We start from the raw sequence: 22095 nt of genomic DNA on the forward strand, positions 1-22095 counted from the left end.
CAAATGAAAAAATATACCCTTTATGGTATTTTAGGCTTTTTAAGCCTAGTTTTGATTGTTGCTTTTGTTTTTATGGTGAGATATGTAAGTGTTGGAAATTTACCTATCTCACAAAATGTTAAATATTCTTTTGATGAAATAAAAAAAGAATTGCCACAAACTTGGCAAGATAAACTTTCAAATCTTAAAGTTAATGATTTTTCTCCAGCAGCGAATGAATTTTATATGAGTTTTAATATGGATGATTCTGTAGTAAAACCAAAACAAAAATTCTATATGCTCGATGTAAATAAAAACGATGTTTATTCTATGTTTTGTTTAAAGCAAACTTTGCATTCTTTTTTTATCAAATACACTTTAACACAAAGCAAAGATGAAGTGGCAATTTATTTAGATACAAATAATGAAAAAGTTTTAAACGCACTGATCGACAAATTAAAAATTTACAACATAAATGCAAAATTAAAGGAGGTTTGGTTATGAAAAAAATTATTGTATGTGATGCAATATTAGACAAAGGTGTGGAGCTTTTAAGAAAAGCTGATGATGTAGAACTTATTGAAGCAGCGCATTTACCTAAAGATGAGCTTTTAACAAAATTAAGTGATGTGGATGTAGCTATTACTAGAAGTTCAACAGATGTGGATTTGAAATTTATCAATGCGTGTTCTAATTTAAAAGCTTTAGTTAGAGCAGGCGTTGGAGTTGATAATGTTGATATAGATGAATGCTCTAAAAAAGGCATTATAGTTATGAATGTGCCAACGGCTAATACCATAGCAGCAGTTGAACTTACTATGAATCACCTATTATGCTCTGCGAGATCTTTTGTAAATGCTCATAATTTTTTAAAAATACAAAGAAGATGGGAAAGAGAAAAATGGTATGGTGTTGAACTTATGAACAAAACTTTAGGGGTTATAGGTTTTGGTAATATAGGTTCAAGAGTAGCTGTACGCGCAAAAGCTTTTGGTATGAAAGTTATAGCTTATGATCCTTATGTGGTAGCTTCTAAAATGACTGATTTGGGTATTGAGTGCGTGAATTCTTTAGATACAATTTTAACTCAAAGTGATTTTATTACTATACATACACCAAAAACAAAAGAAACAACAGATATGATTTCTTTTGAAGAAATTTCTAAAATGAAAGATGGCGTAAGATTGATAAATTGTGCTAGAGGTGGTCTTTATAATGAAGATGCTTTGTGTGAAGGATTAAAAAGTGGTAAAATAGCTTGGCTTGGTATCGATGTGTTTAATAAAGAACCTGCAACTAATCATCCGTTTTTAGATTTCGAAAATGTTTCTGTTACTTCTCATCTTGGTGCAAATACTTTAGAAAGTCAAGAAAATATAGCTATCCAAGCATGCGAGCAAGCTTTAAATGCTGCAAGAGGAATTTCTTATCCTAATGCTTTAAATTTACCAATTAAAACTGAAGATTTGCCAAGTTTTGTAGCACCTTATATTGAGCTTATTTCTAAAATGGGCTTTTTGGCTGCTCAGCTTGATAAAACTCCTATTAAAGCTATTAAACTTGAAAGTGAAGGACAAATTAGTGAGTATAATGAGTCTTTGCTAACTTTTGCAACAGTGAGTGTTTTAAGAGGAATTTTAGGTGAAAATATTAATTATATCAACGCACATTTTGTAGCTAAAGACAAGGGTGTGGAACTTTCTTCTTGTATTTTACCAAGTAGTGGTTATAGTAACAAAATCACCATAAAGGTAATTACAGATAATTCTAACCTTTCTATCTCAGGGACTATTTTTGGTGAAAATGAACAAAGGATAGTAGAGTTAAATGGTTTTGATGTAGATTTTAAACCAAAAGGAAAAATGATAATTTTAAATAACAATGACATACCAGGAGTTATTGCTAATGTTAGCGGAATTTTAGCTAAAAATAATGTTAATATAGCTGATTTTAGACTTGGTAGAAATGGCTTTGGAAAAGCTTTAGCTGTGATTTTACTTGATGCAAAAATTTCAAAAGCTTTGCTTGAAGAATTAAGAGCAGTTGATGCTTGTATTTTTGCAGAATATGCAGAAATTTAAGGCTTTTTATAAGCCTTAATTGTTACAATTATTTTTTAATTTTAAAATTAAGGAAAATATATGGCTTCTTATGGAATGGGAGATTTAAAAAAAGGTTTAAAAATAGAAATTGATGGTATTCCTTTTAAAATCGTAGAATATCAACACGTAAAACCAGGAAAAGGTCCTGCTTTTGTACGTATTAAAATTAAATCTTTTATCGATGGTAAGGTTTTAGAAAAAACTTTCCATGCAGGAGATAAATGCGAATCTCCAAATTTAGAAGAAAAACAAATGCAATATCTATACGATGATGGTGAAAATTGTCAATTTATGGATACTCAAACTTATGAGCAAGTTGCAATTAGCGATGAAGATGTGGGTGAAGCTAAAAAATGGATGCTTGATGGAACCATGGTGGATGTTTTATTCCACAATGGAAAAGCAATAGGTGTGGAAGTGCCTCAAGTAATGGAGCTTAAAATTATCGAAACAGCACCAAATTTCAAAGGTGACACTCAAGGCTCAAACAAAAAGCCAGCTACTTTAGAAACAGGTGCAGTAGTGCAAATTCCTTTCCATGTATTAGAAGGGGAAGTAATTCGCGTTGATACTGTGCGTGGAGAGTATATAGAAAGAGCAAATAAATAATCCCTTATTTTAAGGGATTATAAAGTTCTTAATTTATTAATCTCATCTCTAAGCATTGCTGCTTTTTCAAATTCAAGATTTTTAGCTGCTTCTAACATTTGTTTTCTTAATTCTTTTACTATTTTAGCGCGTTCTTTTGCAGGCATTTTTTCAAGTTCTTTGCCTTTACGATAAATTTCTCCTTGCTCAAGTTCATGTTTTAAACTTTCTTCTATATTTCTTTTTACTGAGGTTGGTGTGATGTTGTGTTTTTTATTATAAGCTTCTTGTAAAGCCCTTCTTTTGTTAGTAGTATCGATAGCTTCTTGCATAGATTTTGTGATTTTTTTGGCAAAAAGTAAAACTTTTCCATTGACATTTCTAGCAGCACGCCCCATCGTTTGAATGAGTGCAGTGGTACTTCTTAAAAAGCCTTCTTTATCTGCATCCATAATCGCTATAAGGGAAACTTCAGGTAAATCAAGTCCTTCTCTTAAAAGATTAATCCCGATTAAAATATCAAAAGCACCACTTCTTAAACCACGGATGATTTCATTACGCTCTATTGCGTCAATTTCTGAATGCATGTATTTTACTTTTAATCCAAGTTCTAAGTAGTATTTGCTAAGCTCTTCAGCCATTTTTTTAGTTAAAACGGTTATTAAAACTCTTTCATTACGCTCTATAACTTTTTTAGCTTCATCGTATAAAATTTCTACTTGATTTTCACTATCTTTGATTTCTATTTTAGGATCTAAAAGCCCTGTTGGACGCATGATTTGATAAAAAATATTTTCTTTGCTTAATTCTAGTTCTAAAGGTGCAGGTGTGGCTGAAACAAATAAAAATTTACAATTTTTATTAATAAATTCATCAAACATCAAAGGTCTATTATCTAAGGCACTTGGCAAGCGAAAACCATAATCAACCAAAGTTTGTTTTCTGCTTCTATCCCCTGCAAACATTCCGCGAAATTGTGGTAAAGATACATGAGATTCATCTACAATGACTAAAAAGTCTTGATTTTTAATGGCAAAATAATCAAAAAGCGTATAAGGTGTATCACCGCTTTTAAGTCCTGTTAAATGCAAAGCATAATTTTCAACTCCTTTGCACATACCTGTGCTTTGAAGCATTTCAAGGTCAAATTCTACTCTTTGTTTTAACCTTTGTGCTTCTACGAGTTTATTTTCATTTTCAAAATAAGCAAGGCGTTCATTTAATTCAGCTTTTATGCCTTTTATGGCCTCTTTAAGCCTAGCCTCACCTACGCTAAATTGACTGGTTGGGTAAAGTATGAATTTTTTTAAATCTTTACCTTTTTTATTTTCTGAGACATTATAATGATACATCGCCTCAAGCTCATCGCCAAAAAACTCAAGCCTAATAGCTTCATCTTCATAATAAGCTGGATATATATCTACTATATCTCCATTTACTCTAAAATCAGCCCTATCAAAGAAATTATCATTGCGTTTATAGCCCATATCTACAAGTTTTTTTAAAAGTTCTTTTTGTGAAATTTGCATATTAAGCTCTAAAATCAAAACCATACCCACATACTCACTTGGATTTCCCAAACCATAATTTGCTGAAACACTAGCTATGCAAATAACATCATCATAACTTAAAAGCGAAGCACTTGCGCTTAGTCTTAATCTTTCTAAGTCTTCATTAGTAGAACTATCTTTTTCTATAAAAACATCGGTTCTTGGTATATAAGCCTCGGGTTGATAATAATCATAATAGCTTATAAAATACTCTACATGATTATTTGCAAAAAAACCTTTAAATTCGCTATAAAGTTGCGCGCATAAACTTTTATTGTGACTCATGATAAGAGTAGGCATGTTTAAGTTTTTAATGATATTTGCCATAGTGAAAGTTTTTCCACTGCCTGTAACACCTAGCAAGGTTTGGTATTTATTACCCGCTTTAATGCTTTTTACTATACCATCAATGGCTTGTTTTTGATCAGGACTTGGCTTAAAATCACTAGTAAGTTCAAACATAAATTTTCCTAACTTGTATTTTTGCTAATTTTACACAAAATTTTTTGTAAAAATTTAAATTTTAAAACAAAAAGCTATGCAAAATTAAATTTTTTTTTGTTACAATTATGTGTTTAAAATACTCTAAATATAAAATCAATAAAGGCAAGAAAATATGTATGATGAAAGAATAATCAACACAATGACAGATAAAGTAAATGAGCTTTTGGCTAAATATAATGAAGTATGTGAAATCAATGAAAATTTAAGAAATGAATTAGTAAGTGTAAAAGCACAAAATGAAGCTAAAAATAATCAAATCGCACGTTTAGAAGAAGAGCTTAAAAATAAAAATATTGAAAGCGAAGATGTGATCAAAAAAATAGAGGCAGTTCTTGGCAAACAATAACCAAAGAAAAGTTACAATTAATGTCTATGCAAAAGACTTTGTTGTAACATGCAGTAATGAATTTGCAAATCATCTTGAAGATGAAATTGCTTTAATTTCTGGAGGTACAGGCAAGATAGAGCTTGCAAATTTCATTAATGCTTTTGTAAAACTTAGCTACGAAAACTATATCTTAAAAAAAGAACTCAATAAACTTATCAATACTATCGATGAAGAAATAAAATAAATGCAAACAAAAAAAGCTTTTACATTGATAGAGCTTGTTTTTTGTATGATGATTATTGCTATTCTTAGCGTAATTGCTTATCCGTATTTTTCTTTTGGAAAAAACGATGCTAAACTCATTCAAGTAAAAAGTGAGGTGGAGCTTATCAATGCTTCTTTGTCTTTACTTAGAAATCAGTTTTTATTTAAAGAAAGTAAGGATTTTCCAGCAATTTTAGATGAAGCTTTAATAAATAGTGAAAATCAAAAATTATTTGTATGTTCTCATTCTCAAAATTATAAAAATACAAAACAATGCACTTACAGCGTTTTAGATAAACCAATCATTTCATCTAAAAAATCGTGGATGAAAATAGCAAATACTCAATATAGATTTTTTATAAATTCTAAAAATTACATAGATTTTTCTTATAATAGTGAAAAAGTTTTTTTAGAATGTGTGAGTTTAAATTGTAAGGATTATGGGTTTTGAATTTTTATCAACTTGCTATTAAAGGATATTATTTAGATACCTTAACTTATGAAAGTGAAGAAGAATTTGAAATTTTAGATGAGGTAATAGTTGATCTTGCAAGGAAAAAAAATCTCAAATCTATAATTTTACAAAAATGTTCAAAGCCTGATTTTAAAACCCAAGCTATAAAAGAAAAAACAGGTTTTAAACTAACGCAATATCAATACGAACTTGCTCAATTTATTGCTTATTATTATGCTAGTAAAATAGCTTTTGTTTTAGGTATGTTTGAAAGTATTAAAGAGTATAAAAATGAAAAAATTTATATAGAAAAAGCACCTAGTTTAAGTAAAAATCAGCAAGAGGCTTTGGGGTTTATAAAAACTAAACAAACTAGTTTGCTATTTGGTGATACAGGAAGTGGTAAAACTGAAATTTATATTAGCTTGATAAAAGAATATTTAGAGCAAGGAAAGCAAGTTTTGCTTTTAATGCCAGAAATCGCTCTAACTCCACAAATGCAAAAAAGATTAAAAGTGTATTTTGGCGAGCATTTTTTCTTGTGGCATTCTAAAATTACTAAGAAAAAAAAGCAAGAATGTTTGCAAGATTTAGCAAATTCAAAAGCTCTTTTAGTGGTGGGAGCTAGGTCGGCTTTGTTTTTACCTTTTAAGAATTTAAGTTTGATTATTATTGATGAGGAGCATGATAATTCTTATAAAGCTTCTAATAATCCAAAAATCAATGCAAGAGATTTAGCTTTATTTGTAGCAAAAAAAATGCACATAAAAGTTCTTTTAGGTTCAGCTACTCCAAGTGTTGTAAGTTTTTATAAACATCCTTGTTTTAGACTTAAAGGAACTTTCTTTGAAAGTAAAAAGCAGTTTTTATACGATGAGAGTGAGCTTAGTGTCTCGTCAAAATTACTTTTAGAATTAAAAATTAGCTTAAGAAATAAAAAGCAAGCCGTGGTATTTTTACCTACAAGGGCAAATTTTAGACAAATTTTATGCAAAGAATGCGCTAATACCATTAAATGCCCTTTTTGTTCTATTGCTTTGAGTTTACATAAAAATAAAAATGCATTAAAATGCCATTATTGTAATTTCACTAAAGAAATCGATCAAATCTGCCCAACTTGCAATGGAGTTATGCTTGAAGCTAAAAAAATGGGCACAGCAGAGCTTTGTGAGCTTTTAGAAAAAGAATTGGCTGAGTTTAATCCTATCATAAAAAGATTTGATAGTGATGAGATCAGTAGTGTAAAAAAGCTTGATATGATTTTAAAAGATTTTAATCAAGAAAAAATTGATATTTTAGTAGGCACTTCCATGCTTGCTAAAGGACATGATTATCACAACGTGGATTTGAGTGTGATTTTGGGTCTTGATGAGTATTTATTTAGACCTAATTTTAAAGCTTTGGAAGAGACTTTGGCTCTTGCTATGCAAGTAGCAGGTCGTGCAGGTCGAAAGGGTGAGGGTAGGGTGCTTTTACAAACTAAAAATAGATCTTTTTTTGAAAAATATATACAAGATTACGATAGTTTTTTAAAAGATGAATTAAATGTTAGGAGCGGGCTTTACCCTCCATTTAAAAGACTTTTAAGGCTAATTATTGAAGATGAGGATAAAAATAAAGCTTTAAATTTGTGTGAATTTATAGCTAATAAAGTTCAAGAATTAAAACAAGTGCAATTAGTAGGCCATGGTGCTTGTGGCATTGAAATGCTAAATAAAAAATGGCGTTTTTATGTGTTATTGCGTGCTAATACCCATCAAGAACTTGTAAAATTTGAACATTTTGCTTTAAATTTTAAAAATATTACTTGCGATATAGATCCAGTTGATTTTTCTTAAAAAATATATTTATTTATAAATAATTATTATTTTATAATAAAAACAATATTTTATTTTTAATTTTAAATTTATTTTGATAAGAATATACTTTTTTAATTTCTTAAATTTAAAGGAGGGAAAATGAAAAAGTTTAGTTTTCTTACAAACTGTGTATTTTTTGGTGCTTTGCTTAATAATGCTTTAGCTTGTACTACTATTTTAGTGCCAAATGAAGCAAGTAAAGATGGCTCTATGTTGGTTGCAAGAAGTGCTGATAGTAAAGCAGATAAAGCACAGGTTTTTTTAATCCATCCAAGAGCTGAAAATCAAAAAGGTATTTATAGCACTAAAGCACATCAAGGAATGAATGATTTTACTTACCCTTTACCTACTAAATCTTTTCAATATAGCACTATAGCTAATTGGCAAAGTAAATTACACGGTGCTACTGGTTTTAATGAAATGGGTGTTGGGATAAGTGCTACTGAATCAATTTATGCAAAAGATGAACTTTTAAAATTTGATCCTTATAATGAGAAAAATGGCATTAGTGAAGATGATATTTTAGATGTTTTACTTCCAAGAATTAAAAGCGCAAAAGAAGGTGTTTTGTTATTGGGTGATATTATAGAAAAGCAAGGAGCTGCTGAGGGTTTTGGAGTAGCTTTTGTGGATTCTAAAGAAATTTGGTATTTAGAAAGTGCCACAGCACATCAGTGGATGGCTGTAAAAATTCCTAATAATTCGTATTTTGTTAGTGCGAACCAAGGTAGGTTAAAACAACTAAAATTCAACGATGAAAATACCTTGCATTCTAAAAATTTAATAAATTTTGCCATAATACATAAAGCGTATAATCCTAAAGTGGATAAGGATTTTGATTTTTTTAAAGTTTATACAAGAAATGATGATAGAGATTTAACTTATAATTATCCTAGAGTTTGGTGGATACAAAAAATGTTTAATCCATCTTTAAATCAAGATGTAAAAAATGGTGCTAATTTTAATGTGTTTTTACAACCTGAGCAAAAACTTAGTGTGGATGATTTAAAAAAAGCTTTAAGATCGCACTATGATGGAACAAAATATGATCCATATGCAAATTTCAATGAAAATGAAAACATTTACCGTGTTGTGAGTGTGTTTAGAACTTATGAATCTCACATTATGCAAGTTAGGCCGTGGCTTCCTAAAGAAATAGGTAGGTTAAATTATGTCGCAATAGGAATGGCTGATTTGAGTGTGTATTTGCCTTATTATTTTGGTAATGATGAATTTATTGCAGGCTATCAACAAGGAGCAAATGAAGCTGATGATAAATCAATTTATTGGATTTATCGCAAGTTGCAAACTCTTGTAATGAGTGATTATAATAAGTATGCTCCTATTGTAAAAAATGCTTATGCTAAATTTGAAAAAGATACATCTTTAAAACAAGAAGCTATGGAAAAAGAATATTTAAGTCTTTATAAAAAAGATAAGAATAAAGCAAAGCAAATTTTAGTTGATTTTTCATTGCAAAATCAAATGGAAGCTAAAAAACTTACTCAAGATTTGACAAATCAAATTTTTACCCTTTTAACAAGAGATATGGATATAAAATATAAATCTCTTAATAAAAATAAAAAAGATTAATGATATAGCCCATTTTTGGGCTATAATACTCTAAAAATATTTTTAGAGTGATTTTAATGACAAGGTACAAAACAAGACAAATAAAAGTAGGTGATGTTTTAATAGGTGGTGATGCTCCTATTTCGGTGCAATCTATGCTTTTTACCAAAACAAGAGATATTGAAGGTTGTTTAGAGCAGCTTAACAAGCTTTATTTTGCCGGTGCGAATATAGTGCGTTTAGCCTGCTTGGATATGGCAGATGCAAGAGCTTTAAAAGAAATCAAAGCAAAAAGTCCCTTACCTTTAATAGTGGATATACATTTTAATCATAAGCTAGCAGTTTTTTGTGCTGAATTTATCGATGGGGTGAGAATTAATCCAGGAAATATAGGCTCAAAAGAAAATATCAAAGAAGTAGTGCAAGCTTGCAAGCAAAGAAAAATTCCTATTAGAATAGGGGTAAATCATGGTTCTATAGAAAAGCAATTTAGCGATAAATATGGTTATAATATAGAAGCTATGCTTGAGAGTGCTTTGTATAACATAAAATTACTAGAAGATTTGGACTTTTTTGACATTAAAATTTCTATGAAAACTTCAGATGTGCAAAATACTATAAAAGCTTATGAAGCTCTAAGACCACTTTGTGATTATCCATTTCATTTAGGAGTTACTGAGGCAGGAACCAAATTTCATAGCACGGTTAAAAGCTCGATTGCTTTGGGAAATTTGCTTTTAAAAGGTATAGGCGATACAATGAGAGTTTCTATGACAGGGGAGCTTGAAGAAGAGATCAAAGTAGCAAGGGCTATTTTGCAAGATAGTGGAGTGCAAAAAAGTGGAGTAAATATCATCTCATGTCCAACTTGTGGAAGAATTCAAAGTGATTTGATTAAAGCGATTAAAATAGTAGAAGAAAAAACCAAACATATAAAAGAACCATTAAATATAAGTGTTATGGGTTGTGTTGTAAATGCCTTGGGTGAGGCTAAGGGTGCTGATGTGGCGATTGCTTTTGGAAAAAATCAAGGTTTAGTTATAAGACATGGTGAAGTGGTGGCAAAATTAAAAGAAGATGAGCTTGTGGATAGATTTTTACTTGAAGTAGAAGATGAGGTAAAACTTAGAGAAAAAGATTAATTTTTTTCTAAGTAAGTTTTTTGCATATTTTGTAATTTTTTAGAAATTTTTACTTTATAAATACTTGGATTTTGAAGTTTTTTTAGTTTAAAATCTAAACCATCAATACTTTTTTTATGATATTCTTGAATATTTTTCAAGTTAGGAAGCTCATAAACTAATTTTCCATCTTTAAAAATAAGCTCATGTAAATTTTTATATATATAACCTTGATAATTTTTGATACTCTCATCATGTGTATATAAAATATCAAAACTTGCTTTATTGTTTTTATAATACCTTATAAGTTTTTTAAAATGCGGTAAGGTTGTTTTGCTTGAGCTTGCGCTAATTTTTATTTTAGGGATGATTTGATTGTTTTTTTCTAATGCAACAAGCTTATAAACAGCTCCAAAAATAGGCGAACTTGCCGAAGTAATAAGCTTTTCTCCAATGCCAAAAGCATCGATTGGAGCTTTGTTTTTTAGTAATTTTTCTATGATAAACTCATCTAAAGTATTACTAGCTATGATTTTGCATTTTGTTAATCCAGCAAGATCTAGTTTTTTTCTAATATATCTAGAGATCTTAAACAAATCTCCTGAGTCAATACGGATAGAATAATTTTGCATAGAATCTTGCGCATTTAATTCATTAAAAACTAAAATAGCATTTTCAATACCATTTTTATAATCATAAGTGTCAATCAAAAGACTTATATCATCTTTATAAATTTGACAATATGCTCTAAAAGCACTTAGTTCATCATCAAACATTTGCACCCAAGCATGAGACATGGTTCCACTAATAGGAATATTAAATTTTTTCCCAGCTAAAGTACAAGCACTTGCATGAAAACCACCTATAAAAGCAGCTCTAGCACCATTTAAAGCCGCACTTTCTCCATGGGCTCTGCGAGAGCCAAATTCTAAAAGCAATTTTTCTTTTGCAACTTGAGCAATTCTACTGGCTTTAGTGGCAATTAGACATTGATGATTTAGGGTTAAAAGTATGAAAGTTTCTAACAATAAAGCCTCTATTATAGGTGCTTTAATGGTCATTAAAGGAGTATTAGCAAAAACGCATTCACCTTCTTTAACGCTTAGTATATCTCCACTAAATTTTAAAGTTGAAAGGTAGTTTAAAAATTCATCATCAAATTTTTTAGTATTTTTCAAAAAATCTATGTCATCTTTAGAGAAAGAAAAATGATTAATATGATTTATGATTTGTTCTAATCCACAAAAAACAGCATAAGAAGCATTATCAGGAGCTTTTCTAAAAAAAACTTCAAAATAAACAATTTGCTTATGCATATTTTGTTTAAAATAAGCATAAGCCATACTTAGTTCGTAAAAATCACATAATAATGAAAAATTCATATAAGGATTTTTACTAAAAAATTAATCCATTTGGCGACGCAAGAAAGCAGGAACATCAAGCTGAGAAATCACTTCTTCATCAAATCCACCGCTAGCTTTACGTAAATTCATATAGCTATTTTTTTTACTTTCTTCTTGTTCTTTAGCACTTTCTATTTCAGCTTTATCTTCAAAACCTGTAGCAATGATAGTAACTTCAACACGATCACCCATACTCTCATCAGTCGTTGCACCAAAGATTACTTTTGCGTTTTCATCTGCTATATCGCTAATACTTTGAGTAGCTTGTGAAATTTCTATCAATGAGCACTCAGGACCAATTTTATAATGGATGATTACGCCTTTAACGCCTTTCATAGTCATGCCGTCTAATAATGGAGATTCTATAGCACTTGATAATGCATCCATGATAGCATTTTCACCTTCTCCATGACCCACGCCCATTAGTGCTAAACCTCTGTGGCTCATAACAGTTCTAACATCAGCAAAGTCAACATTAATATCGCCATCTTCTAAAAGGATAGACACCATACCCCTAACAGCTCTAGCTAAAATATCATCAACTAGTTTAAATGCTTCTTTTATACCTGCTTTTTTTGGGAGTATACTAAGAAGTTTTTCATTTTGGATTACAATGATAGAATCACTTTCTTTTTTTAATTCAGCTAAACCAGCTTCTGCTAATTTTTTTCTTTGTTTTCCTTCAAATGCAAAAGGCATAGTTACAACTGAAACAGTTAGCGCACCTACTTCTTTAGCAGCTTGTGCTACAACAGGAGCTGCACCTGTACCAGTTCCACCACCAAGTCCTGCTGAAATAAATACTATGTCGCTTTGACTTAAAGCAGCTTTTACTTCTTCAAAACTTTCTCTTGCGCTTTCTGCCCCAATTTCTGGTTGCATTCCAGCACCCAAACCTTTGGTTTTTTTCTCACCTAGTTGAATTCTAGTTTTTGCTAAAGATTTAGCTATAGCTTGTGCATCAGTATTAGCTGAAATAAGATCAAGATCATGTAAACCCATATTTACCATATGATCTATCATGTTACCGCCACCGCCACCGCAGCCTATGACTTTTATTTTTGCACCTTTTGCGTGTTGCATTTCTTCCACTAGATATTCGCTCATTGTGTCTCCTATTAGAACTGGTTTATTAATTTATTCCAAAATTTATGCATTAAATTCGTTTTTTTATCTTTCTTTGTTTCTATTTTTGCTAACTCTGTTTTTTCATCTTCAAATTCTTTTTGATCTTGAAAAATTTCTTCAAAATCTTTATTTTCTTCTTCGTTTTCATCTATGGTAAGATTTTGTTTGATTTGTTTATTGATAAATTCAGGCTCTCCTTTGTATCTTAGTTTCTCATTAGAATCTAATTCATAAGGAGTAAAATGCCCACCACCATATAAACAAAGACCTATAGCACAGCTATTTTCTGCATCTTCAAAAATTTCTTTAAAACCATCCATAGTATCTTTTTTTGCAGTCGCTATTCTAACAGCTTTATTATCAAAATAAGCTGAAGCAAGCTTGTCAAGTCCTGCAAATTTTGTCATTCCACCTGTTAATACTATACCTGCTCCTGCTTGATTTGCACAAGCATTATCGCTTAGCATTTTAGCTAAAATAATAATAGTTTCTTCAATTCTTGCATAAATTACATTGGATATGACTTCTACTGAAACTTCATTTTTTCTTTTTTCATCACCCATGTATGGAATTTGTATAATTGAGTTTTCATTTTGCGCTAAAGATGCATAATTTAATTTTAGTTTTTCTGCTTCTTTTGGCGGGGTATGTAAAGCTATGGATAAATCATTGGTGATATTTACTGAGCCAATTTGTAAGCATTCATTATATCGTATAGAATTACCCGCATGAATGACCATATCGCAAACTGCTCCACCCATATCGATTAAAATAGCGCCTAATTCTTTTTCACTATCATCAAAGCAAGCAATAGAAGAAGCATATCCTGAAAGAACAATGTTATCTACTCTAAGATCAGCAAGCTCCACAGCTTTTTTTAGATTTTTAATATGCACTTCTTGTGAGATTACAATATGCGTAGAAACTTCAAGGCGATTTCCACTCATTCCCAAAGGATCTTCTACATGTTCAAGATCATTTACTTTAAAATTATAAGGTAATACATGAATGATTTCATATCCACTAGGTATATTTGCAGTATGCTTTGCTGTGCTTACTGCTCTGTGAATTTCTTTAATACCTATTTCATGATTTGGTATATTAACTACACCTATACTATCTACACTTTTTGCATAAGCACCTGAAATAGATACAATTACTTTATCATAATGCACGCCTGACATCATTTGTGCATCAGCTACTGCTTCTTCTATGGATTTTGAAGCAAGTTCTATATTAGTAATTGCTCCTTTTTTTATACCATTTGATTTTGATTTTCCAAAACCAATGACTTTTAGTCCTTCTTCGCTTTTTTGTGCTAATATGGCGCAAGTTTGTATTGAGCCTAAATCAATTCCTAAAATATTCAATTTGTATTTCCTTTATAATAGCGTTGAATTGGATATAATTCTATAAGTTTTTTTAATAATTCTTCCTTAAGTAAAGCTTGCTTGGTTTGTTTAGCACTTTGCTCTATGATAAATTTATAAATTTCTTCTTTATTTTTATTTTCTAAAGTTTGCTTTGTGATTTCATAAACAATTGCTTTATCATCAAACAATACATAAGATTTAGCTTTGTTTGAGTCAAATACATGCATTAAAAACTCGCTAAATTCAGCATCATTCATCATATCACCTACTTTTGCATTTTTAGCTGAGTCGCGACTATAAGTTCCTATGTCTATGCCTTGGAAATTATCTAGGGCAAGTTTTGCTTTTTCTTCTAATAAGGCTTTAGTTTTTTCTTTAATGTAAAGTTTACTTACTTCGTTTTTAGCTTGCTCAAAAGTCATAGTTTGTATAGGATTTATTTTTATAACTTTTGCAATCATATAGCCGTTTTCAAATTTAAAAGGCTTAATAAAATCATTTTCTTTAGCTTTTTGTATATTTTCTAAAGGATAATAAATATCAGCATCGCTGATTGTGATATTTTTATCAAAATTAAGCTCGTTTTTTCTCAAAGCCACATAGCTTTCATTGGCTTTAAGTTTAAGTTTAGAAAGTTTTAAATCTTTTATAACTTTATCTTTGCTTTGTTCTAGACTTAGAATTTTCCCTGCAAAATCTTTATAGTCATTTTTATTTTCTTCATAGTAAACTTGGATTTCTTTGTCATCAATTTTGATTATATCAGGGTTTAAAAAATAAGTTGCAAGCTCGTAACTTTTTTGCGTCTTATAAAGCTCTTTATTTTTCTCCCAAGTTTGTTTTAACTCTTTTTCATCTATTGTTATGTTTTTATTATCAAGTTTTATAGCTTGAACTTTTAAACTATCTTGCATTAAAAAACTTGCGCCAAACATATCAAGTTCATTTGGTTTGATTTGTAAATTTAAAATAGCATTGATTTTTTTAAGTAATAACTCATCGTGAATGATTTTTTCATAAGTTTTTGGTGTATAGTTGTTTCTTGCAAGCAGATTGTAGTATAAATTTTTGTCAAAAACACCTGAAGCATTATGAAAGATTTTTTGATGTGCTAAATCATAAGCAATTTCTTCCTCGCTCACATTTAAACCCAAGGTTTTAGCATAAGAAAGTAGTAGTTTTTCTTGTATAAGTTCATTAATAGCTTGGGTGTCTAAGCCATCTTTTTGTGCTTGTTCTTGTGTGTAATTGCCATTGTTTAGCTGAGAATAATAGCTAAATAATTGAGAATATTTAAGATTAAACTCATCATAACTTATTTTTTCATCGCCTACCTTTGCAACAGAACTAGATCTATCGGTGTTAAAATCATAACTCCCCCAACCAACAAAACCTGCTCCAACAAAAGCAATAACGCTAATCCAAATAGTTACAACTAAGTATTTTTTATGATGCTGCATCCAAGTGAGCATTTTTACCCCAATCTGATTAAATAAATTAAACTATAAATTATAAATAATTTGTGATTAATAAAAGATTAATTTTAAATTATTATGATAAATTTGTTTCCGCTAAATGGATAATTTTGCAAGAATTTTCAATTAAATCTATAATTTTACCTAATTCATAACTTGTTCTACCATAGGCAAATATACCATAGCCCTTTACAACAACAAAATTTTGTTTTTGTTCTAACATATAACGATAAATTTCAGTTTGTGATCTATCCTCCCAATCTTCATAATTTTTAGGATTATAAACTCGAATTTCTTCTAGAAAAATTTCACCAAAATAATCTTGAGGTGTTATAAAATCATGATTTAAACTCATAGATAAGGTATAGGTTGGGCAGGCAAAACATATAAATTTGGCTTCAGGTATGTTCTCATATATACTTTTATGGATTTCACTATCGCTACTTGCCTCATCCCAGCTATAATCTTTTGCAAATTTTAAAATACTTAAACTTTTTTCATCTAGTTGATTTAAAAAAGTGTCATTTTTATTTATAATAAAAGAACTTTGAGATAGTTTTGCTGAAACTGATCCGTGGCAAATTCCAAAAAAATTTTTTTTAAACATTGAAGTAGAAAGTATTTTGATTTGAGAAATGATATTTTCTTTATTCATTAAAAACCTTGTTTTAAACTTAACTAAGATATTATACTAAAAAATATTTTAAAGGTTTATTTTGCAAAGTCCACATATTCCTGTTTTACTGCAAGAAGTTTTAGATGTTTTTGATGATTTTGATAGTGGGGATTTTTTAGATTGCACTTTGGGTTATGGAGGGCATTCTAAGGCGTTATTGCAAGCTCATGAGAAACTAAGATTAATTGCTTGTGATAAAGATTTAGAAGCTTTAAATTTTTCTAAAGAATTTTTAAAAAAATTTCAAGATAGGATAAGTTTTAATCATATAGGTTTTAAAGATATTTTAACTCAAATTCCAACGCAAAACTTAAGAGGAATTTTAGCTGATATCGGTGTATCTTCTTTGCAGCTTGACAAAAATGATAGAGGTTTTTCACTAAATTCTGATTTTTTAGATATGAGAATGGATCAAAATAATCCTTTAAGCGCTAAAGAAGTGGTAAATTCTTACAGCAAGGAAGCCTTGGAGCAAATTTTTAAAGACTATGGAGATTTAGCACCGGTTGCTTCAATGCTTGCTCAAAAAATTATCAATGCAAGAAATCAAAAAGAGATTGTAAGCGCAAAAGAATTAAGTCAAATTATAGGAAATGCTAAGTTAAAAGGACGTAATGTATCTCTAGCTTTGCTTGTATTTCAAGCTTTACGTATAGAAGTAAATAATGAACTTGGTGAATTAAAATCCTTACTTGAAAACATAGAAAATGCAAAATTAAAAAATTGTAAATTAGCTATTATTAGCTTTCATTCTTTAGAAGATAGAATAGTAAAAAATACTTTTAAAAGATGGGAAAAAGACTGTATTTGTGATGAAAGAGCCATAAAATGTGAATGTGGTAAAAATCATAGTCTTGGGAAAATTTTAAGTAAAAAAGCTATAAGTGCCTCCAAAGAAGAAATAAGCTATAATAGCAGATCAAGTTGTGCAAAAATGAGAATTTTTTATTTTAGGTAAATAATGATTGAAGATGATTTTTTAAAAGAAAAGCAAAATATACGCGAAAAAATGTTGAAATATTCTAGGGCTATTAAAGAAGGTAGGCCTTATGAAGAGTATGAGCAAAATTTTAATGAAAGTGACCGTATATTAAAAAATAGAATACAACGTAAAAAAAGACCTAAATTTACAGATTTTGATGAAGAATATGAAGAAAAACCCAAAAAACAATCCGCTATTTATTTAAAAGAAGATTTGATTAATGTTAAATTAGAAGAAAAAAAACCTTTTAAATTACAATTTAATTTTTTCAAAAAGCAAAAAGAAAAATTCGATAAAAAAAATATTGCAAATTCTAAAACGCTTAAAAGTAACAAATCAACTCAAGAAGTAAGAAAAATAGAAAAAAAACAAGAAAATAAAGATTCTCTTCAAATATCTAAAATTCTTACTCAAAGCAATGTTTTTGTCACTTCAAAATTTCAAGATTTAAAAGAAAAAAGAAAAGAAAAAGCTAAACTCAAACAAGAATTAAAAGAGCAAAAAAAAATCGAACAAGAAAAAATAAAAAAAGCTCAAGAGGAATTAAAAGAAAAAGAAAAATTAGCCAAACAAGAACAAAAAATTTTAGAAGAAAAAGTAAGACTTGAAGAAAATCAAGAGTATAATCAAGAAGATAAATATGAGCTTTTAGATAGCATAGTAAGTGAGGAAAATAAAAATTTAAGTCCTAAAAATTTATTATATGCAGGTTTAATGATAGCATTTGCTTTGTTGATATTTTTCCCACAAATTTATATTAGAAATCAAATTTATTATGTTAGTAGAGATATAGCGGATTTAAGATCGCAAGAACTTGTTTTAGATGAAGAAAACAAAGAGCTTCAAAGACAGCTTGAAGCACTGTATTTTCAAAATCAAGTTTTAGACTTTTTAGATTAATCTTGTGTTTGAATGATTTTTTCTAAAACATATTGCTCGAGTTGGTTTTTTGGGATTTCTTCTTTAATGGCTTGGTTATAAATATTTTCTGCTATTTTTGAATATTTTTCATAAGCAAAATATGGAAAATGCAAAGCCCAAGCTTTTTTTAATAATCTTTTGCTTATTACTTTTCTAGTGTAAATTTTAAAAATATCATAGCCAATAAAAACACAAGCGGTTACAAAAACAGCGCTTAAAATACTAATATGAAAATCAATAATTGTTAAAAAATAATGACTAATGATGAGCATAGGAACTAAAATAGCTATGCAAAAAAATGCATAAATAAGATAAGAATTAAACACCTTAAATTTAAAATTTAATTTCGCAGGATCTACCATCATGCCTTCATTAAGTAAGGCGTTTGCTTCTAATAAATCTTTTAAATTAACAGGTTGGTTTGAAACTTTAAAAATAAAGTTTAAAATAAATTCTTGTATTTTCATTTTTTACCCAATTAGTATGTGATTTTTGTGATTTTAACATTTTTGTTTTTAATTAAACTAAATTTTAAGTCTTGTAAATGAATTCTTGTGTTAAAATTTATATTATTTTAATATCAAAATGGAAGAAAAATGGCAGATTCTAGATTTATGATGAATGTAAAAGGCATAGCTAAGAGTTTTATACCTAGAAAAATTTATCAAAATCAATTACAAAATATTTTAAAAGAAATTTTAAAACTCAAAAATATAGATAATATTATTACTCGCTTGAATTATTATAATCTGCAAAATGATTTTTTTGATATAAAAAAATTTGAAAATTATGAAAAAATAGGAAAATTTCCTTTTAAAAAAACTTCTTATACTTATGATGCTTATGCAATCAGTAAGTATTTTGATGATGATTTTTTATGGGTTAAAGGTTTTGGGGATATTAGTTATAATCTTAAATATCCAAGTATAGCTAAATCAAGACCGGTTGAAAATGGTTTTAATAACATCATTTTAAAATTAGATAAAAACAGACATTTTGATTTTATACAGGACAAAAATCAATTTGAAGATAAAAAAGACTTGCTTTTTTTTAGAGGCGCGATTTATCAGCCCCATCGTATTAAATTTTTTGAAAAGTATTTTGATAATCCTCGTTGCGATATTGCTCATGTTGGTGGTAGAAAAATTCAAGCTGAAAAATGGATTAAAAATTTAAATTTTAAAATCAGTAGAGTCTATCAAACTCAGTTTAAATTTTTACTTTCTTTAGAAGGCAATGACGTAGCAAGCAACTTAAAGTGGGCGATGAGAACAAATTCTTTAGTTTTAGCTCCAAAAATGCGTTATGAGACTTGGTTTATGGAAGGAAAGCTAGTTCCAAATGAGCACTTTGCTTTGATTGATGATGATTATGAAAATGTAGAAGCTTTGCTTGATTATTATTTAATTAATCCGCATAGAGCAAAAGAAATCATTCAAAATGCCCATGCTTACATAGAGCAATTTTTGGATGAAAAGATAGAATTTTATATAGGAATTTTAGTTTTAGCTAAGTATTTTTATTATTCTAATCAGCTTGATTTGCCAAAAGATATTGTTGATTTATTTGATTAAAAGGAGGACTTATGCAAGAAATGGAAGTGGTGTTTTTAAATGATGAGTTTGTAAAAGCTAGTGAAGCTAAAGTGAGTGTTTTTGATAGAGGTTTTATCTTTGGAGATGGAATTTATGAAGTAGTTCCTGTGGTAAATGCAAAAATAGCTGACAAAGAAGAATTTTGGGAGCGTTTTGAGCGTAGTTTGGCTCAAATTGAACTACAAATTCCTTATACAAAAGAAGAATTTGAAAATATTTTAGAACAATTAATCATTAAAAACTCTCTTAAAGAAGGTGGGCTTTATATGCAAGTTACTAGAGGGATTGCTAGTAGAAATTTTGCTCTTTTGAAGGGATTAAAACCTACTATTATGGCTTTTGCTTTTGAATGCAAGGTGATTGAGCATGAGCATGCTAAAAATGGGGTGAGTGTTATTTCAACAGCTGATTTAAGATGGAAAAGAAGGGATATAAAATCAATTTCTTTATTGGCTCAATGTCTTGCAAAAGAAGAAGCTATAAAAGCTAAGGTTTTTGAAGCTTTTATGGTAGAAAATGCTTTAGTAACGGAAGCTTCTAGTAGTTCAGCTTTTATTATAAAAGATAAAACTTTAATTACTAAGCCATTTTCTAATGAAATCTTACCAGGAATTCGCCGTAAAAATATCTTGAAATTTGCCAAAGAACTTGATCTTAAAGTAGATCAAAGAGCTTTTAGTATGAAAGAAGTATATGAGGCTGATGAGGTATTTATTTCTGCGGCTACTTTTTTGATTTTAGGTGTTATAAAAGCAGATAGCAAGGTGATTAATGATGGTAAAGTAGGCTTTTATACCCAAAAACTAAGAGAAAAATATGTAGAAAAAATACAAAAAGAGGTTTTTTAATCAAAACCCGCATTAGTAAATTCTTTAGGATTATCAAGAGCGTAGCGAAACTTTTCCCAGTCTATTTGTTTATCCCAAATAGCTACGATTAAAGCTGCTACGCTATTACCGCATAAATTTCCTACTGCACGAATTTCAGACATAAACTTATCCACACCCAAGAGTATAGAAATAGCAGCTACTGGTAAAACCTCGCCTAAACTTGCTCCTAAGCCATTGTTAGCTTCTGCAATATGCATATTAGATAAAGCTGCCAGCGTACTTCCTAGTATAATAAAACCTGAACCAGTTACACCAACAGCACCTTTTGAAGCTATCATCAGTACGATTAAAATGCTAATTTCATGCGTTAAAGAAAGCTCTACATTAAAAGCTTGTGCAAGGAAAATCAAACTCATAGCCAAATAAATATTAGTACAATCAAGATTAAAACTATATCCAGTTGGCAATACTAAACCCACGGTGGCTTTTGAAATTCCTGCTTTTTCAAGCTTTCTCATGAGTGGAGCTAATGCTGATTCGCTAGAGCTTGTAGCAAAAACTATCAAAACTTCTCTTGAAATAAAACGCATAAATTTAAAAATATTAACTTTGGCAATAAAACAAATAAGTCCTAAAACTCCAAAGATAAAAAGCAAAGAAGCAAGCAGCATAACAACAAGTAAATATCCTAAATTTAACAAAGAGTCAAGCCCATATTTTGCTACTAAAAATGCCATCGCAGAAAAAGCAGCAATAGGAGAAAAATACATAATGATTTCTAGGATTTTAAAAACAAAACTTTGCATTATTTCTAAGGTTTTTTGTATAGCTTTTCTCTCATCAATTCTCATAAGTGAAATAATAAAAGCACAAGCTAGGGCTATAACTAAGATTTGCAAGGTTTTTCCCTCGCTAAAAGCAGCGATGATATCAGTAGGTATGGCGTCTTTTAAAATATGTAAAATTTCATTTTGTGCGCTTATTTCTATATTGTTATTGACAAATTGAGCTACACTATCTTTATCTAAGGTGCTTGGATCAAGATTCATTCCTTTTCCAGGTCCCATGATATTTGCCATAAAAATACCAATAGCTAAAGCAAAAGTACTCACTACTTCAAAGTATAATAAAGCTTTAGCACCTATACTTCCAACTTGCTTTAGACTTTCAAGGCTAACAACTCCTAAAACAATAGTCAAAAATATAATAGGCCCTATTAAAAATTTTAAAGCTTGTATAAAATAATCTACCCCGATTTTACTAGCTAGTGCAAGTTCTTTATCTAATAAACCAAGGCTAATACCAGCTATTATTCCTATAATCACCCAAAAACCTAAATTTTTTAACATTTTTTTGAGCTTGCTTGGTTTTTCATGGGTAATTACTAGCAC

The 22095-nt window shown here is 29.5% G+C and carries 21 protein-coding genes; 13 read left to right on the forward strand and 8 right to left on the reverse strand.

Annotated features, from left to right (window positions below; translation table 11 throughout):
• The first annotated feature begins 3 nt into the window (after positions 1-3).
• Genes L8U41_RS02635 through efp form a run of 3 tightly spaced genes read left to right on the forward strand, consistent with a single transcriptional unit; the run spans position 4 to position 2690 of the window.
• Positions 4-483, forward strand: a complete 480-nt coding sequence (locus L8U41_RS02635; RefSeq protein WP_220555329.1) for a hypothetical protein — start codon at positions 4-6, stop codon at positions 481-483.
• Positions 480-2060: an alpha-ketoglutarate reductase / D-3-phosphoglycerate dehydrogenase gene (locus L8U41_RS02640; RefSeq protein WP_039618935.1), complete on the forward strand. Its 1581-nt coding sequence runs from the start codon at positions 480-482 to the stop codon at positions 2058-2060. The genes L8U41_RS02635 and L8U41_RS02640 overlap by 4 nt, the downstream gene beginning before the upstream one ends.
• Before the next feature lie 60 nt (positions 2061-2120).
• Positions 2121-2690 carry an elongation factor P gene (efp, locus tag L8U41_RS02645; protein WP_039618934.1) on the forward strand — a complete coding sequence of 190 codons (570 nt, stop codon included), beginning with the start codon at positions 2121-2123 and terminating at the stop codon, positions 2688-2690.
• 17 nt (positions 2691-2707) lie between these two features.
• Here efp and uvrB read toward each other — a convergent pair whose 3' ends face one another.
• The gene (gene uvrB, locus L8U41_RS02650) at positions 2708-4681 is read right to left on the reverse strand and encodes an excinuclease ABC subunit UvrB (protein WP_263727735.1); all 1974 of its coding nucleotides are present in this window, start codon (positions 4679-4681) and stop codon (positions 2708-2710) included.
• Between the two features lie 154 nt (positions 4682-4835).
• Here uvrB and L8U41_RS02655 point away from each other — a divergent pair, with 154 nt between their 5' ends.
• The 6 genes from L8U41_RS02655 to ispG all read left to right on the forward strand — a co-directional run bounded on the left by L8U41_RS02655 (position 4836) and on the right by ispG (position 10342).
• On the forward strand, positions 4836-5069 hold the full coding sequence (locus L8U41_RS02655; RefSeq protein ID WP_012661890.1) for a hypothetical protein: 234 nt from the start codon (positions 4836-4838) through the stop codon (positions 5067-5069).
• Positions 5056-5295, forward strand: a complete 240-nt coding sequence (locus tag L8U41_RS02660) for a hypothetical protein (protein WP_012661889.1) — start codon at positions 5056-5058, stop codon at positions 5293-5295. Before L8U41_RS02655 ends, L8U41_RS02660 begins: the two co-directional genes overlap by 14 nt.
• On the forward strand, positions 5296-5766 hold the full coding sequence (locus L8U41_RS02665; protein ID WP_263708497.1) for a type II secretion system protein: 471 nt from the start codon (positions 5296-5298) through the stop codon (positions 5764-5766).
• A complete protein-coding gene (locus L8U41_RS02670) occupies positions 5763-7607 on the forward strand; it encodes a primosomal protein N' (RefSeq protein ID WP_263727736.1) in 1845 nt (614 codons plus the stop codon). Before L8U41_RS02665 ends, L8U41_RS02670 begins: the two co-directional genes overlap by 4 nt.
• A 120-nt stretch (positions 7608-7727) precedes the next feature.
• Positions 7728-9221 (forward strand): C69 family dipeptidase, encoded by a 1494-nt coding sequence (locus L8U41_RS02675; protein ID WP_263727737.1) that lies wholly within the window; start codon positions 7728-7730, stop codon positions 9219-9221.
• A gap of 56 nt (positions 9222-9277) precedes the next feature.
• Entirely contained in the window at positions 9278-10342 is a 1065-nt protein-coding gene (gene ispG / locus L8U41_RS02680; protein ID WP_412175019.1) for a flavodoxin-dependent (E)-4-hydroxy-3-methylbut-2-enyl-diphosphate synthase, read from the forward strand.
• Here the strand turns inward: ispG and L8U41_RS02685 are convergent.
• The 5 genes from L8U41_RS02685 to L8U41_RS02705 form a co-directional block, all read right to left on the reverse strand.
• Positions 10339-11703 (reverse strand): nicotinate phosphoribosyltransferase, encoded by a 1365-nt coding sequence (locus L8U41_RS02685; protein WP_263727738.1) that lies wholly within the window; start codon positions 11701-11703, stop codon positions 10339-10341. The two genes, ispG and L8U41_RS02685, sit on opposite strands and share 4 nt — an antisense overlap.
• Positions 11704-11724: 21 nt before the next feature.
• Positions 11725-12831: a cell division protein FtsZ gene (ftsZ, locus tag L8U41_RS02690; protein WP_039626779.1), complete on the reverse strand. Its 1107-nt coding sequence runs from the start codon at positions 12829-12831 to the stop codon at positions 11725-11727.
• Positions 12832-12842: 11 nt separating this feature from the next.
• A complete protein-coding gene (ftsA, locus tag L8U41_RS02695; RefSeq protein WP_263663486.1) occupies positions 12843-14222 on the reverse strand; it encodes a cell division protein FtsA in 1380 nt (459 codons plus the stop codon).
• A complete protein-coding gene (locus L8U41_RS02700; protein ID WP_263727739.1) occupies positions 14219-15697 on the reverse strand; it encodes a peptidylprolyl isomerase in 1479 nt (492 codons plus the stop codon). Before L8U41_RS02700 ends, ftsA begins: the two co-directional genes overlap by 4 nt.
• A gap of 79 nt (positions 15698-15776) precedes the next feature.
• Positions 15777-16355: a class II aldolase and adducin N-terminal domain-containing protein gene (locus tag L8U41_RS02705; RefSeq protein WP_257397147.1), complete on the reverse strand. Its 579-nt coding sequence runs from the start codon at positions 16353-16355 to the stop codon at positions 15777-15779.
• 61 nt (positions 16356-16416) lie between these two features.
• Here L8U41_RS02705 and rsmH point away from each other — a divergent pair, with 61 nt between their 5' ends.
• Positions 16417-17334, forward strand: coding sequence for a 16S rRNA (cytosine(1402)-N(4))-methyltransferase RsmH (gene rsmH, locus L8U41_RS02710; protein WP_263727740.1), 918 nt, complete (start codon positions 16417-16419; stop codon positions 17332-17334).
• Between the two features lie 3 nt (positions 17335-17337).
• Positions 17338-18258 (forward strand): hypothetical protein, encoded by a 921-nt coding sequence (locus L8U41_RS02715; protein ID WP_263727741.1) that lies wholly within the window; start codon positions 17338-17340, stop codon positions 18256-18258.
• Here L8U41_RS02715 and L8U41_RS02720 read toward each other — a convergent pair.
• Complete coding sequence (locus L8U41_RS02720; RefSeq protein ID WP_220517091.1) at positions 18255-18746, reverse strand: hypothetical protein; 492 nt, start codon at positions 18744-18746, stop codon at positions 18255-18257. The genes L8U41_RS02715 and L8U41_RS02720 overlap by 4 nt on opposite strands.
• Positions 18747-18875: 129 nt before the next feature.
• Here L8U41_RS02720 and L8U41_RS02725 point away from each other — a divergent pair, with 129 nt between their 5' ends.
• Together L8U41_RS02725 and L8U41_RS02730 are read left to right on the forward strand one after the other, a co-directional pair.
• On the forward strand, positions 18876-19853 hold the full coding sequence (locus tag L8U41_RS02725; RefSeq protein ID WP_263727742.1) for a glycosyl transferase family 90: 978 nt from the start codon (positions 18876-18878) through the stop codon (positions 19851-19853).
• A gap of 11 nt (positions 19854-19864) precedes the next feature.
• Complete coding sequence (locus L8U41_RS02730; RefSeq protein ID WP_263727743.1) at positions 19865-20722, forward strand: D-amino acid aminotransferase; 858 nt, start codon at positions 19865-19867, stop codon at positions 20720-20722.
• Here L8U41_RS02730 and L8U41_RS02735 read toward each other — a convergent pair.
• Positions 20719-22053 (reverse strand): cation:dicarboxylate symporter family transporter, encoded by a 1335-nt coding sequence (locus L8U41_RS02735; protein ID WP_263706910.1) that lies wholly within the window; start codon positions 22051-22053, stop codon positions 20719-20721. The two genes, L8U41_RS02730 and L8U41_RS02735, sit on opposite strands and share 4 nt — an antisense overlap.
• Between the last annotated feature and the right edge of the window lie 42 nt (positions 22054-22095).

It is taken from the genome of Campylobacter sp. RKI_CA19_01116 (assembly GCF_025771405.1).
Classification (GTDB): Bacteria; Campylobacterota; Campylobacteria; order Campylobacterales; family Campylobacteraceae; genus Campylobacter_D.

What these genes read in the sequence shown, in the direction of transcription:
- L8U41_RS02635 (WP_220555329.1), top strand. Translation starts at nt 4, where the DNA reads ATGAAAAAATATACCCTTTATGGTATTTTAGGCTTTTTAAGCCTAGTT.
- L8U41_RS02640 (WP_039618935.1), top strand. Translation starts at nt 480, where the DNA reads ATGAAAAAAATTATTGTATGTGATGCAATATTAGACAAAGGTGTGGAG.
- efp (WP_039618934.1), top strand. Translation starts at nt 2,121, where the DNA reads ATGGCTTCTTATGGAATGGGAGATTTAAAAAAAGGTTTAAAAATAGAA.
- uvrB (WP_263727735.1), bottom strand. Translation starts at nt 4,681, where the DNA reads ATGTTTGAACTTACTAGTGATTTTAAGCCAAGTCCTGATCAAAAACAA.
- L8U41_RS02655 (WP_012661890.1), top strand. Translation starts at nt 4,836, where the DNA reads ATGTATGATGAAAGAATAATCAACACAATGACAGATAAAGTAAATGAG.
- L8U41_RS02665 (WP_263708497.1), top strand. Translation starts at nt 5,296, where the DNA reads ATGCAAACAAAAAAAGCTTTTACATTGATAGAGCTTGTTTTTTGTATG.
- L8U41_RS02675 (WP_263727737.1), top strand. Translation starts at nt 7,728, where the DNA reads ATGAAAAAGTTTAGTTTTCTTACAAACTGTGTATTTTTTGGTGCTTTG.
- ispG (WP_412175019.1), top strand. Translation starts at nt 9,278, where the DNA reads ATGACAAGGTACAAAACAAGACAAATAAAAGTAGGTGATGTTTTAATA.
- L8U41_RS02685 (WP_263727738.1), bottom strand. Translation starts at nt 11,703, where the DNA reads ATGAATTTTTCATTATTATGTGATTTTTACGAACTAAGTATGGCTTAT.
- ftsZ (WP_039626779.1), bottom strand. Translation starts at nt 12,831, where the DNA reads ATGAGCGAATATCTAGTGGAAGAAATGCAACACGCAAAAGGTGCAAAA.
- L8U41_RS02700 (WP_263727739.1), bottom strand. Translation starts at nt 15,697, where the DNA reads ATGCTCACTTGGATGCAGCATCATAAAAAATACTTAGTTGTAACTATT.
- L8U41_RS02705 (WP_257397147.1), bottom strand. Translation starts at nt 16,355, where the DNA reads ATGAATAAAGAAAATATCATTTCTCAAATCAAAATACTTTCTACTTCA.
- L8U41_RS02715 (WP_263727741.1), top strand. Translation starts at nt 17,338, where the DNA reads ATGATTGAAGATGATTTTTTAAAAGAAAAGCAAAATATACGCGAAAAA.
- L8U41_RS02720 (WP_220517091.1), bottom strand. Translation starts at nt 18,746, where the DNA reads ATGAAAATACAAGAATTTATTTTAAACTTTATTTTTAAAGTTTCAAAC.
- L8U41_RS02725 (WP_263727742.1), top strand. Translation starts at nt 18,876, where the DNA reads ATGGCAGATTCTAGATTTATGATGAATGTAAAAGGCATAGCTAAGAGT.
- L8U41_RS02730 (WP_263727743.1), top strand. Translation starts at nt 19,865, where the DNA reads ATGCAAGAAATGGAAGTGGTGTTTTTAAATGATGAGTTTGTAAAAGCT.
- L8U41_RS02735 (WP_263706910.1), bottom strand. Translation starts at nt 22,053, where the DNA reads ATGTTAAAAAATTTAGGTTTTTGGGTGATTATAGGAATAATAGCTGGT.